General features: G+C 72.5%; 10 protein-coding genes. 3 read left to right on the top strand and 7 right to left on the bottom strand.

Annotated elements, in window-relative coordinates:
• Window positions 1–75: 75 nt before the first annotated feature.
• Both HZS56_RS08655 and HZS56_RS08650 read right to left on the bottom strand, forming a co-directional pair.
• Complete coding sequence (locus HZS56_RS08655; RefSeq protein ID WP_216720106.1) at window positions 76–2,013, bottom strand: N-acetylmuramoyl-L-alanine amidase; 1,938 nt, start codon at window positions 2,011–2,013, stop codon at window positions 76–78.
• A gap of 545 nt (window positions 2,014–2,558) precedes the next feature.
• Entirely contained in the window at window positions 2,559–3,608 is a 1,050-nt protein-coding gene (locus tag HZS56_RS08650) for a LacI family DNA-binding transcriptional regulator (protein ID WP_216720105.1), read from the bottom strand.
• 266 nt (window positions 3,609–3,874) lie between these two features.
• On the opposite strand from HZS56_RS08650, the gene HZS56_RS08645 reads away from it, so the two are divergent.
• Genes HZS56_RS08645 through HZS56_RS08635 form a run of 3 tightly spaced genes read left to right on the top strand, consistent with a single transcriptional unit; the run spans window position 3,875 to window position 7,037 of the window.
• Window positions 3,875–5,026 (top strand): Gfo/Idh/MocA family protein, encoded by a 1,152-nt coding sequence (locus HZS56_RS08645; protein ID WP_216720104.1) that lies wholly within the window; start codon window positions 3,875–3,877, stop codon window positions 5,024–5,026.
• Entirely contained in the window at window positions 5,023–6,177 is a 1,155-nt protein-coding gene (locus HZS56_RS08640) for a dihydrodipicolinate synthase family protein (protein WP_216720103.1), read from the top strand. The genes HZS56_RS08645 and HZS56_RS08640 overlap by 4 nt, the downstream gene beginning before the upstream one ends.
• Before the next feature lie 59 nt (window positions 6,178–6,236).
• Window positions 6,237–7,037, top strand: a complete 801-nt coding sequence (locus tag HZS56_RS08635) for a sugar phosphate isomerase/epimerase family protein (RefSeq protein ID WP_216720117.1) — start codon at window positions 6,237–6,239, stop codon at window positions 7,035–7,037.
• 245 nt (window positions 7,038–7,282) lie between these two features.
• Here HZS56_RS08635 and rbsD read toward each other — a convergent pair whose 3' ends face one another.
• From rbsD to HZS56_RS08610, 5 genes are read right to left on the bottom strand one after another with little or no spacing between them, the layout of a single operon-like run.
• Window positions 7,283–7,672 carry a D-ribose pyranase gene (rbsD, locus tag HZS56_RS08630; protein WP_216720102.1) on the bottom strand — a complete coding sequence of 130 codons (390 nt, stop codon included), beginning with the start codon at window positions 7,670–7,672 and terminating at the stop codon, window positions 7,283–7,285.
• Window positions 7,669–8,637 carry a ribokinase gene (locus tag HZS56_RS08625; protein ID WP_216720101.1) on the bottom strand — a complete coding sequence of 323 codons (969 nt, stop codon included), beginning with the start codon at window positions 8,635–8,637 and terminating at the stop codon, window positions 7,669–7,671. The genes rbsD and HZS56_RS08625 overlap by 4 nt, the downstream gene beginning before the upstream one ends.
• Before the next feature lie 19 nt (window positions 8,638–8,656).
• Window positions 8,657–10,615, bottom strand: coding sequence for an ABC transporter permease/substrate-binding protein (locus tag HZS56_RS08620; RefSeq protein WP_216720100.1), 1,959 nt, complete (start codon window positions 10,613–10,615; stop codon window positions 8,657–8,659).
• On the bottom strand, window positions 10,605–12,242 hold the full coding sequence (locus HZS56_RS08615) for a sugar ABC transporter ATP-binding protein (RefSeq protein ID WP_216720099.1): 1,638 nt from the start codon (window positions 12,240–12,242) through the stop codon (window positions 10,605–10,607). Before HZS56_RS08615 ends, HZS56_RS08620 begins: the two co-directional genes overlap by 11 nt.
• A complete protein-coding gene (locus HZS56_RS08610) occupies window positions 12,239–13,288 on the bottom strand; it encodes a LacI family DNA-binding transcriptional regulator (RefSeq protein WP_216720098.1) in 1,050 nt (349 codons plus the stop codon). Before HZS56_RS08610 ends, HZS56_RS08615 begins: the two co-directional genes overlap by 4 nt.
• Window positions 13,289–13,297: the final 9 nt, after the last annotated feature.

Here is a 13,297-nt window from a genome sequence, read left to right as displayed (position 1 = left end):
GCGGGGGGAGCCGTTCGGTTCCTGCCGGTCTCGGCAGCTCCGAACGCCTCCCCCCTCGCCGGGTGACCGGTCGTGTCAGGCGCCGGACGGACCTTCCGCGGTGGACACCTGGTCGGCGTAGACCAGGACGTTCTTGTGGCTGTACTGGATGCTGTACATCTTCTTCTCGCCGAGGACGACCTTGCCGCTGGAGGGCAGGAAGTCATCCGTCGGGGCGGGGGCCGACGTGGCCACGTAGGCCTGTCCGGCCGGGACGGAGTACATGCTCAGCGGAGCCTGGGTCGACGGCGAGGAGTCGGCGGGGTACTCGTCGGCGTCCGGGTAGTTGGTGCCGTACACCTCCAGCGCCTTGTCGCCCGAGGGGCTCACGACGGTCGCGTCGGAGGCGGGGACGGTGTTGGCGCCGTCCGGGTTGTGGAACCACAGCTTGCTGCCGCTGAACCAGATGGCGGTCCAGTCGCCCTCGCGGTCGGCGACGACGAACTGCTGGCCGGCCTGGGCGGTGGCTCCCCAGTCGCTGATCCGGTCGGTGCCGGTGCCGTTGTCCGGGTGAATCGTCTGCTCGCCGAACAGCGGTGCGTCGGCCTTCGGCTCGGTGCGCAGCCGGACGAAGTTCGCGGCCTGCTCCACGGTGCCGCACTCCTCGGTGGCGCCGCTGCCGTCGTCCTGCGGGCAGACCTCCATGGTCTGCTCGTTGTCGGTGAAGCCCGGCGCGATCGTCACGGCGGAACCGACCTCGCCGACCCCGTGCTCTCCGTCGACCGGGGCGCCGACCAGGTCCATGAAGCGCTCCCAGTCCCAGGACGGGCCCGGGTCCCAGTGCTGGTCGTCGACGTACTGGTCGGCGGGAGCGGGCACGTTGTCGTGGCCGACGATGTGCTGCCGGTCCAGCGGGATGTCGTACCGCTCGGCCAGGTACTTCACCAGCTCCGCGTTCGCCTGGTACTGCGACTCGGTGTACCAGGTGGCACCGTGCGCGGCGTAGCCCTCGTTCTCGATGCCGATCGAGTGCAGGTTGGTGGAGTAGTTGCCGGCGTGGAAGCCCAGGTTCTTGGTGGGCACCATCTGGGTCACCGCGCCGTCCGAGGACCGCACCACGTAGTGCGCGGAGGAGCCGCTCGCCGGGTCCTGGAACGTGGTGATGGCGGACTCGTAGGGCGACTCGGTGTCGTGGATGATGATCCGGTCGATCCGGGCGCCGTTCGCGGGCCGGTCCGAGGCCTGTCCGTTGCCGGCGGCGGCCGGGACGTACGAGCAGTCCAGGGTGGCCGGGCACTCGGTGTCCGCTGTCGCGGCGGCGGGCAGTTCGAGCTTGTCCACCTGGGAGGTGGCCGGTGCGGCCCCGTTGTCCGCGGCGAGGCGCATCTTCTGGCCCTCGGCCGTCTTGCGGGTGACGCCCTTCTTCAGGGTCGCGAACACGCGGTCGGCGAACGCGGTCGCGCCCTGACGCTCCGTGGACCGGCTGTAGCGGGCGACCGCTCCGTACCAGTCGCCGGGGTCGTCGGAGGTCTCGCCGTTCAGCTCCTTCTGGTACGAGGCCAGCAGCGCCGCGCCACCGCGGACGTTCGCCGAGGCGCTCGTACGCAGTTCGTCGGCCGGAAGCCCCGTCAGCCGCGCCGCGGTCTGGAGCGTGTGCTTGGCCTCGCCCTTGGCGAGTTCCTCGGCCTCGGCGCGTCCTGCGGTGCCCGCGGCGCCGCCGTCGATCATCTCCGGGGTGACGTCGGTCAGATGCATCGGCCCGTAGCCGCCCGAGGCACTGTGCTCGCCCTCGTGGGTGTCCCAGGCCGACTGCTGGTAGGCGACCGCCATCAGCACCTCCTGGGGCACGTCGTACTCGGCGGCCGCGGCCTCGAACTCCCGCTGCAGCGCGGTGTCCGCGGCGGCGTCGCTCTGCGTCGCCTGGGCCACCACCGGTACGGCGATGGCTCCGGCCACCACCACGGCCGCGGCGGCGATCGCGACGGGGCGCCGCCGCAGCGCCCGCTTCCGGTGCGTGTGTGCGTCTCTTGTCATCAGCTGTCCAACTACGTATGTGTGTGGGAGGAATCGCTCGGTCGTGCGCCCGGTACGGCTGGCTCGAATGTCAAGTCCCGTGACTGGCGGGCGTCATGACGGCTGAACACACATTGTCATACTTATTGCTCGAGCATTGTTGACGATATATTCAACGAGCGGTTCGCCGGTTCGTTCCGGTGGCCGGACCGTGCGGCCGGCAGCCCGCACGGACCCCCGCACGGACGCGGGAGGCGACGCCACGTCACCGCCGTACACCTTCCCTGCGTTCAAACCCCCGCCGCCGTCCGCGGGAACCGCGCGTTCACCCCCCGCGCGGCCGTCCGCAGGGCCCGCGCGTTCCCCCTGCGGCCGTCGGCAGGACCCGAGTGTTCACCCAACTGTGGCCGTCCGTAGGGCCTGCGCGTTCCCCCTGTGGCCGTCCGCAGGCGCCGCGTGTTCACCTTCCCTCCGGCCGTCGGCAGGACCCGTCGTTCACCTTCCCTGCGGCCGTCGGCAGGACCTGCGTGTTCACCTTCCCTGCGGCCGTTCGCAGGCCCCCGCGTTCAAACCCCCCGTGGCCGTCCGCAGGACCCCCGTACCATCAACTCCCCCCGTACCGTCGCGATTCCCCCCGCCGGCGCCTCCTCGCGCCCCATCGCGATGCGCCCCGCCCGCGCTCCCGCCTCCGCGAGCGGCAGTCGCACCGTCGTCAGCGCGGGCACCACGTCGATGCTGAACGGCAGGTCGTCGAAGCCGGCCACGGACACGTCGTCCGGGATCCGCCGCCCGGAGTCGCGCAGCGCCGCGCACGCCCCCAGCGCGACGGAGTCGTTCGCGGCGACGACCGCGGTCAGGGACGGGTCCCTGCGCAGGAGTTCCAGCGTCGCCTCGTACCCGGACTGCCGGTCGTAGCGGCCGTGGACGGTCCAGCGGGGGTCCTCCCCGACGCCGTGCGCGGCGAGCGCCGCCCGGTGGCCCTCCAGCCGGTGCCGGGTCGTGGTCCGTTCCTGCGGGCCCGCGATGTAGCCGAGCCGCCGGTGGCCGAGGCCGATCAGGTGCTCGGTCAGCTCCCGGCCGCCGCCGCGGTTGTCGAAGGTCAGCGCGACCGCCCCCGTCTCCGGCGCGGGTGGCCGCCCGCACAGCACCACCCGGGTCCCGGCCTCCGCCAGCCTGCGCAGCTTCGCCGCCATCGCCGCCTGGTGCGCCGCGTCCTCGATCGCCCCGCCGGTCAGCACGACCGCCGCCGCGCGCTGGCGCTGCAGCAGGGTGAGGTAGGTCAGTTCGCGCTCCGGGGCGCCACCGGTGTTGCAGACCACGGCGAGCCGCTCGCCGCCCGCGCGGCCGCCCGGCCCGCCGATCTCCGACTGGACGGCGCCGGCCATGATGCCGAAGAAGGGGTCGGCGATGTCGTTGACCAGGATGCCGACCAGGTCGGAGGTGGCCGCCGCCAGCGCGCTCGCGGGGCCGTTGAGCACGTAGTCCAGCTCGTCGACGGCCTTGAGTACCCGCTCCCGGGTGGCGGCGGCCACGGGGTAGTTGCCGTTCAGTACGCGCGACACCGTCGCGGGGGAGACCTGGGCGCGGGCCGCCACGTCCGCCAGTGTCACCGTCATGTCCTCGTCCTCCACCCCGGGCGCCTCGCGCGCCTCGCGCCTGTGCCGTACGCCGTTCCGGGGTGACTTTACGGCCACCGCGAGGGCCGCCGCCCACGGTTGTTCGTCCCCTCGAACAACTCGCCCCGACCCGCGGTCTTGTCCGGACCGCCGTCCACAGGCTAGCTTCGTTATACATAGAAAGCGCTTGCTGTACGGCTCGCGCCGTTCGTTCCGCTCCACGGCTCGTTTACAGCTCGCGGCATCGCTCGTACGAAGGGAATGACGTGACACGCAAGACGGTGCGTATCGCCATGAACGGTGTGACCGGGCGCATGGGCTACCGCCAGCACCTCGTCCGCTCCATCCTGGCGCTGCGCGAACAGGGCGGCCTCGACCTCGGCGACGGCACCGTGCTGTGGCCGGAGCCGGTCCTGGTCGGCCGCCGGGAGCACGCGCTGAGGGCGCTGGCCGAGCGGCACGGACTCGACCACGTCTCCACGGATCTCGACGCGGTCCTTGCCGACGACAGCGTCGAGATCTACTTCGACGCCCAGGTGACCTCGGCCCGTGAGGAGGCGATCAGGAAGGCCGTCGCCGCGGGCAAGCACGTCTACACCGAGAAGCCGACCGCCACCGGCCTCGACGGTGCCCTGGAACTCGCCCGCCTCGCCCGGGCGAAGGGCATCAGGCACGGCGTCGTCCAGGACAAGCTCTTCCTGCCCGGCCTGCTCAAGCTCAAGCGCCTCGTCGACGGCGGCTTCTTCGGCCGGATCCTCTCCGTGCGCGGCGAGTTCGGCTACTGGGTCTTCGAGGGCGACTGGCAGGAGGCCCAGCGCCCGTCCTGGAACTACCGCAGCGAGGACGGCGGCGGCATCGTCGTCGACATGTTCCCGCACTGGGAGTACGTGCTGCACGAGCTGTTCGGCCGAGTGAAGTCCGTCCAGGCCCTGGCCGCCACCCACGTCCCCGAGCGCTGGGACGAGAAGGGCAAGCCCTACGACGCCACCGCCGACGACGCCGCCTACGGCGTCTTCGAACTCGACGGCGGCGCGATCGCGCAGATCAACTCCTCCTGGGCGGTACGCGTCAACCGCGACGAGCTGGTCGAGTTCCAGGTCGACGGCACGGAGGGCTCGGCCGTCGCGGGCCTGCGCAACTGCCGGGTCCAGCACCGCTCCGCCACCCCGAAGCCGGTCTGGAACCCGGACATCCCGGCCACCTACTCCTTCCGCGACCAGTGGCAGGAGGTCCCGGACAACGGCGAGTTCGACAACGGCTTCAAGGCCCAGTGGGAGCTGTTCCTCAAGCACGTCTACGCCGACGCCCCCTACCACTGGGACCTGCTGGCCGGCGCCCGCGGCGTCCAGCTCGCCGAACTGGGCCTGAGGTCCTCCGCCGAGGGCCGCCGCCTCGACGTACCGGAGATCGCGCTGTGACCCTGCACCTGCCCGACGCCCATGGCGCCCTGCGCGCCTACGAACCGCGCGCCGAGCCCCTGGCCCTCTCCGGAGGAAGCGCTTTCACCTCCCGTACGGTCTTCTCCGCGGCGCACGTCGTCGCCGACCCGTACGCGGACACCACCCCCGACTCGCCCGCCGCCGTCGACTGGGACGCCACCCTCGCCTTCCGCCGCCACCTGTGGTCCCACGGACTCGGTGTCGCCGAGGCCATGGACACCGCCCAGCGCGGCATGGGCCTGGACTGGGCCGGAGCGGCGGAACTGATCCGCCGTTCCGCCGCCGAGGCGAGGTCGGCCGGCGGCCGCATCGCGTGCGGCGTCGGCACGGACCAACTGCCCGCCACCGCCTCCCTGGCGGACGTCCGGGCGGCCTACGAGGAACAGCTCGCCGTGGTCGAGGAGTCCGGCGCCCAGGCCATCCTCATGGCCTCCCGCGCCCTCGCCGCCACCGCGCAGGGCCCGGACGACTACCTGGAGGTCTACGGCCACCTCCTGCGCCAGTCCGCCGAGCCGGTGATCCTGCACTGGCTGGGCCCGATGTTCGACCCGGCCCTGGAGGGCTACTGGGGTTCGTCCGACCTGGACACCGCGACGGACACCTTCCTGGAGGTCATCGCCGCCCACCCCGACAAGGTCGACGGCATCAAGGTCTCCCTCCTCGACGCCCGGCGCGAGATCGACCTGCGCCGCCGCCTCCCGCAGGGCGTGCGCTGCTACACCGGCGACGACTTCCACTACCCCGAGCTGATCGCGGGCGACGAGCAGGGCTTCAGCCACGCCCTGCTCGGCATCTTCGACCCGCTCGGCCCGCTGGCCGCCGAGGCGGTCCGCGTCCTCGACACCGGGAACACGGACGGCTTCCGCGCCCTCCTCGACCCCACCGTCGAGCTCTCCCGCCACCTCTTCCGGGCCCCCACCCGCTACTACAAGACGGGCGTGGTGTTCCTCGCCTGGCTGGCCGGCCACCAGAGCCACTTCGCGATGGTCGGCGGCCTCCAGTCGGCCCGCTCCCTGCCGCACTTCGCCCGCGCCTACGAACTCGCCGACGGCCTCGGCCTGTTCCCGGACCCGAAGCTCGCCGAGGAGCGCATGCGGAACCTGCTGAACCTGTACGGAGTGAACCAGTGAGCGACACCGGACCCGAAACCTCAGCCAAGTCCGGCCTGAGCCGCTTCAGCATCAACCAGATGACCGTCAAGCAGCTCCCGCTGCCCGAACTCGCCGCTGCCTGCCGCGAACTGGGCGTCGGCAACGTCGGCCTGTGGCGCGAACCCGTCCAGGCGTACGGTGTCGAGGCCGCCGCCAAGCTGGTCCGCGACGCGGGTCTGCGCGTCACCACCCTGTGCCGCGGCGGCTTCCTCACGGCCGTCGGCGCCGACGAGCGCGCGAAGGCCCTGGCCGACAACCGCCGCGCCGTCGACGAGGCGGCCACCCTCGGCACCGACACCCTGGTCCTGGTCTCCGGCGGTCTCCCGCCCGGCGACAAGGACCTGCGCGCCGCCCGCGAACGCATCGCGGACGCGCTGGCCGAGCTGGGCCCGTACGCCGAACGGCACGGCGTACGCCTCGCCATCGAGCCGCTGCACCCGATGTTCGCCTCGGACCGCTGCGTGGTCTCCACCCTCGCCCAGGCCCTGGACCTCGCCGAGCGCTTCCCCGCCCAGCAGGTCGGCGTCACCGTCGACACGTACCACATCTGGTGGGACGACCGGGCGCCCGAGCAGATCGCCCGCGCCGGCGCGGGCGGCCGCATCCACACCTTCCAGCTCGCCGACTGGACGACCCCGCTGCCCGAGGGCGTCCTCAACGGCCGCGGCCAGCTCGGCGACGGCTCGGTCGACATGCGGGAGTGGAAGGGGTACGTCGAGGCGGCCGGGTACACCGGTGCCATCGAGGTCGAGCTGTTCAACGAGGGGCTGTGGGCGCGCGACGGGCGGGAGGTACTGGCCGAGACGGCGGCACGGTTCGCGGCGCACGCGGGGGGCTAGAAGGGCGCCCCCGGGAGGGCTAGAAGGGGGCACCCCCGTAGGGGCGCCGGGTCCGAAAACAATTCCGGCGACCGGTACAACCCTCCCCGGGGTCCGCGGGTCGTACTTGGCATCAGGACCTCCGTGGGGGTACCCGGGGGGGGAATTCACGGGGTTCTGAAGGGGAGGGGAAACCCGAGGGGGCCCGGTCGGTGACCGGGCCCCCTCGAAGTTTCAGCACCACGGTTCTCCGGTCGGGGGCGTCGTCAGAAGAAGACCCCGCACCGCAGCAGCACGTTGGCGTACGGCCGTGCCTCCCCGGTGCGCACGACCAGCCGCGCCCCCGCCGACAGTTCCTTCAGCCGCTCGTGCGGGACGAGGCCGAGCGCCGGAAAGTGTCCGTCGAGGAGGGCCGCGGCCTCGGCGTTGGCCTCCCGGACCTCCGTCGCCGCCGTCGCGCCCTCGATCACCAGCTCCGCCAGCAGGCCGTCCAGCACTTCGGCGAAGGACGGCACCCCGGCCCGGAAGGCCAGGTCGACGACGCGGGGTCCGTCCGGCACGGGCATGCCCGCGTCGCAGACCAGGACGCCGTCGCCGTGGCCGAGTCCGGCGAGGGCACCCGCGAGATGCCGGTTGAGTATCCCCGCCTTCTTCACCGGCCCTCACCCTCCGGCGTCATCTCCATCGGCGACTGCGGCGACTCCGGTGACTCCGGCGCCAGTGCCGCGACCTCCGCCGCCGTCGGGTACGACGCCTGCGCCCCCGCCCTCGTGACCGCCGCCGCGCCCACCCGGGCCGCGTACGCCGCCGCCCCGGCGAGCGGCTCACCGGTGCCCAGCCGCCAGGCCAGCGCCGCGGTGAACGCGTCGCCCGCGCCGGTCGTGTCGACGGCGTCCACCTTCACGGACGGCACCCGGGTCACGCCCCCGGCCGCCGAAGCGACCAGCGCGCCCTCCGCGCCCAGGGTCACGACCACCGAGCGCGGCCCCTTGGCCAGCAGGATGCGGGCCCAGTCCTCGGGGCGCCCGCCGACGAGGGCGTCGCCGAGGATCACCTTCGCCTCGTGCTCGTTGACGATCAGCGGATCGCACGCCGCCAGCACCTCCTGCGGAAGCGGCCGCGGTGGCGACGGGTTCAGCACGAACCGGCTGCCCGGCGCCAGCGAGCGGACCACCTCCACGACCGTCTCCAGCGGCACCTCCAACTGCGTGGACACCACGCGGGAGGCGTGGAAGAGGCTGGCCGCGGCGCTGATGTCGCCGGGCGCCAGCCGGCCGTTGGCGCCCGGCGAGACCACGATGCTGTTGTCCCCGGACGGGTCGACGGTGATCAGTGCGACGCCGGTCGGCGCGCCGCCCACCAGGACGCCGACCGTGTCGACACCGGCCGCCCGCTGCGAGTCGAGCAGCAGCCGGCCGTAGGTGTCGTCGCCGACCCGGGCCAGCAGGGCCGTTCGGGCACCGAGCCGGGCGGCGGCCACCGCCTGGTTGCCGCCCTTGCCGCCCGGGTGGACGGTCAGGTCGGAGCCGAGCACCGTCTCGCCCGCCCCCGGCCGCCGTTCGACGCCGATCACGAGGTCGGCGTTGGCCGATCCCACGACCAGGAGGTCGTAGTCGTACATGAGTCGTTCTCCGATCCGGTCAGCCCTCGAAGCCGGCCACGTTCTCCCCGGTGACCACCTTCACCGGCACCTTCACCGTCTTGTCCACCTTCTTCTCCTCGGCCGCCCGCAGCGCGTTCTGCACGGCGATCCTGCCCAGTTCCCTCGGCTGCTGCGCCACGGACGCGAACAACGTGCCCTCCTGGACGGCCTTCAGCCCGTCCGGAGTACCGTCGAACCCGACGACCTGGACCGACTTCCCGGCCTTGGAGCCCAGCGCCTTGATCGCGCCGAGCGCCATCTCGTCGTTCTCCGCGAAGACGCCGTCGACGTCGGGGTGTGCCTGGAGCAGGTTGGTCATCACGTCCAGGCCCTTGGTGCGGTCGAAGTCCGCGGGCTGCTTGGCGACGACCTTGATGCCCGGGTACTCCTTCAGCCCCGCCGCGAAGCCCGCCCCGCGCTCCCGGCTGGCCGAGGTGCCGGCCTGGCCCTGGAGGATGACGACGGTGCCCTTGCCGCCGAGCTTCTCGGCGAGCGCCCTGGCGCCCAGCTGTCCGCCCTCGACGTTGTCGGAGGCGACCAGGGCGGAGGTATCGGCCTTGTTGACACCGCGGTCCACGGCGATGACGGGTATGCCGTCCTGGTTCGCCGAGCGCACCGAGGGACCCGCGGCGTCGGAGTCCACCGGGTTGACGATGATCGAGGACAGGCCCTCGCTGGTGAAGTTCTGCAGCTGGTTGGCCTGCTGGGAGGCGTCGTTCTGGGCGTCCGTGACGGTCAGGTCCACGCCCAGCTTCTTCGCCTGCTCCTCAGCGCCGCTCCTGATCTGCACGAAGAACGGGTTGTTGAGGGTGGAGAGCGACAGCCCGATCTTCTGGTTCTTCCCGTCCGGGGACCCGTTGTGCAGCAGCGAGGTCGCGCCGACCACGGCGACGGCGACGACGGCCGCGATCACGTACGTCAGTGCCTGCCTGCCCCGGTTGCCGCCGCCGGACGCCCCGGCGGCCGGAGTCGACGCCCCCGCCCTGCGCCGCAGCGTGTCGAAGAGCACGGCCAGCGCGATGACGACACCGATGACGACCTGCTGCCAGAACGCGGAGACCGACAGCAGGTTGAGGCCGTTGCGCAGCACCGCGAGGATCAGCGCACCGATCAGCGTGCCCGAGGCCTTGCCGGTGCCGCCCGCGAGCGAGGCGCCGCCGATGACGACGGCGGCGATGGCGTCCAGCTCGTAACCCTGCGCGGCCTGCGGCTGCGCGGAGGAGAGCCGGGAGGCGAGCACGATGCCCGCGGCGGCGGCGAACAGGCCGGAGAAGGCGTAGATGGCGAGCTTCTGCCGCTTCACCCGCAGCCCGGACAGCCGGGCGGCCTCCTCGTTGCCGCCGATGGCGTACATGGACCGGCCGATGTACGTCCGCCCGAGGACGAACGCGGTGACCAGCCCCATCACGATCATCACGAGCACCGGCACCGGCAGCCACCCGCCGAGCGTGTCGCCGAGGTGGGAGACCGAGTCCGGGAAGGCGATCGGCGAACCCTGCGAGATGACCAGCGACAGACCGCGCCCGACCGACAGCATGGCGAGAGTCGCGATGAACGGCGGCAGCTTCCCGTACGACACGAGGAAGCCGTTGACCAGGCCGCAGGCGATGCCGGTCGCGACGGCCAGCAGCACCGCGAGCACGACCGGTATCCCGGCCTCGGTGGCGCTCCAGGCCAGCACGGTGGCCGACAGCGCGGCGACCGAGCCGACGGACAGGTCGATGCCCGCCGAGACGATGACGAAGGTCACGCCGAAGGCGAGGATCGCGGTGACTGCGGCCTGGACACCGACGTTCAGGAGGTTGTCGGTGGTGAGGAAGTCGCCGGACAGCGCCGACATGGCGACGACCAGGACGATCAGCGCGGTCAGCGCGCCGTTGTCGAGCAGCAGGCGGCGCAGCCCGCCCGTGGCGCCGCCCTGCGCGCCCGGCTTGCTCTTGAGCGTGTCAGTGGCCACGGGGGGCCTCCGTTCCGTCCGTTCCGTCGGTGTGCGGGGAGTCGCTGTGGGAGGAGTCGTGGTGGGAGGAGGTGCGGTGGGAGGAGTCGCGGTGGGAGGGGGCGCTGTGGGAGGGGTCGGTGTCAGGCGCGGTGGGAGTGCTGACGGCGAGGGCCATCACCGCGTCCTGGGTGGCCTGTCCGGCGGGGAGCTCGCCCGCGACGCGCCCCTGCGCCATGACCACCACCCGGTCGCTCATGCCGAGCACCTCGGGAAGGTCGCTGGAGATCATGAGTACGGCGGCACCGGCGGCCGTCAGTTCGTTGATCAGCTGGTAGATCTCGACCTTGGCGCCGACGTCGATGCCGCGCGTCGGCTCGTCGAGGATCAGCACCTTGGTGTCCGCCAGCAGCCACTTGCCGATGACGACCTTCTGCTGGTTGCCGCCGGACAGCGTCCGCACGTGCTGCCCGAGCCCGGCCATCCGCACGCCGAGCTGCCCGGCGATCCGTCCGGCGGCCTCGTGCTGCCCCTTGAGGTCGACGAGCCCGCCGCGGGCGGTGGACCGCAGGGTGACGAGCCCGAGGTTCTCCTCGACGGAGGCGTCGAGGACGAGCCCCTGCCCCTTGCGGTCCTCGGGCACGAGCCCGATCCCGGCGGCCAGGGCGGCGTTCACGTCGTGCCGCCGCAGCGGAGTGCCCGCGACGCGCACGCTCCCGGCGTCGTACGGATCGGCGCCGAACACGGCTCGCGCGACCTCCGTCCGCCCGGCGCCGACGAGCCCGGCGATGCCGACGACCTCACCGGCCCGCACCTCGAAGCCGACGTCGTGGAAGACCCCGTCCCGCGTCAGCCCCTCGACCCTGAGCAACGCCTCACCGGCATCGGTGCGTTCGCGCGGGTACTGCTGCTCGATCGACCGCCCGACCATGAGCCGCACCAGCTCGTCCTCGGGCGTGGCGGCGGGCACCTGCCCGACACTGCGCCCGTCCCGGATCACGGTGACCCGGTCCCCGAGGGCGGCGATCTCCTCCAGGTGATGGGTGATGAAGACGATCCCGACACCGTCCTCGCGCAGCCGCCGCACGATCGCGAACAGCTTCTCGACCTCCTCGGAGGTCAGTACGGCGGTCGGCTCGTCCATGATGAGCACCCGCGCGTCGAGGCTGAGCGCCTTGGCGATCTCGACCATCTGGAGCCGGGCGATCCCGAGTTCACGCACCCGCGCCCGCGGTGACACGCTGACGCCGACCCGCTCCAGCAGGACCTCGGCGTCCGCTTCCATCCGCTTCCGGTCGATCATCCCGAACCGGCGCGGCTGGCGCCCGAGGAAGATGTTCTCGGCGACCGTCAGATCGGGGACGAGGTTGAACTCCTGGTAGATGGTGGCGATCCCGAGCCGCTCGGAGTCCTGCGCACCGTGGATGCGCACCTCCTCACCCCCGGCCAGGATCCGCCCGGCGTCGGGCGTGTAGGCGCCGGAGAGCATCTTGATGAGCGTGCTCTTGCCCGCGCCGTTCTCACCGAGGAGCACGTGCACCTCGCCCCGGCGCAGGTCGAAGTCGACGCTGTCGAGCGCGACCACGCCGGGGAAGGTCTTGCGGATGCCCTCGATGCGCAGCAACTCGTCCGGACTGCGGCTGCTCACGGCGTACTCCTTCGTACGGGGGAGGGGGACTCGATGGAGCTGTTACCGGGTTTGCCGGGTTTGCCGCACGAGCGGCGCACGACGAGCCGCGCCGGAAGGGTGACGGACTCGCCGGCCCGCCCCGCGATCCGTTCGACGAGGGCGCGCACGGCCGCCCGTCCGAGGTCGCGGGTGGGCTGGGCGATCGCGGTGACGGGCGGATCGGTGTGCACGAACCAGGGGATGTCGTCGAAGGCGGCGAGCGCGATGTCCTCGGGGACCCGCAGCCCCCGCGCCCGTACGGCGTCCAGCGCGCCCAGAGCCATCAGGTTGTCGGCGGCGAAGACGACCTCGGGCGGCTCGTCCAGGTCGAGGAAGCGCTCCGTGGCCCGCCGCCCGCTCTCCGCCTGGAAGTCGCCCTGGCCGATGTACGTGCCGGGAAGGGCGAGCCCGTACGCGCCGAGCGCCTCGCGGAAGGCGTCGACGCGCTCGCGTCCGGTGGTCGTGGCGGCGGGCCCCGCGATGATCGCGAGCCGCCGGTGCCCGAGTCCGTGCAGGTGCGCGACGAGGTCCCGCACGGCCGCCCGCCCGTCGGACCGGACGACGGGTACGTCCACGCCGGGGATCCAGCGGTCGACGAACACCATCGGCGTCCCGGCCCGCGCGGCGGCCAGCATGCCGGGGGAGCCGCCGTCGGTGGGGGAGACGAGCAGGCCGTCGATCCGCCGGTCGAGCAGCGTCGTCACGTGGTGGTCCTGGAGGTCGGGCCGCTCGTCGGCGTTCCCGATGACGACGCTGTAGCCGAGCGCGCGGGCCTCCTCCTCGACGGAGCGGGCCAGCTCGGTGAAGTACGGGTTCATGACGTCGCTGATGACCAGGCCGAGGGTGCGGGTCCGGTCGGTGCGCAGCGAACGGGCGACGGCGTTCGGGCGGTAGCCCAGCGTCTCGACGGCGGCCTCCACGCGGCGCCGTGCGGCGGGGCTGACGGACGGGTGGCCGTTGAGCGCACGGGAGACCGTCGCGACGGACAGCCCCGCCTCGACGGCGACGTCCTTGATACTCGCCATCGCCGTTTC

The sequence above is a fragment of the Streptomyces mayonensis genome (genome assembly GCF_018982965.1).
Classification (GTDB): Bacteria; Actinomycetota; Actinomycetes; order Streptomycetales; family Streptomycetaceae; genus Streptomyces; species Streptomyces mayonensis.
This window is presented reverse-complemented; position numbering and strand designations above follow the sequence as displayed.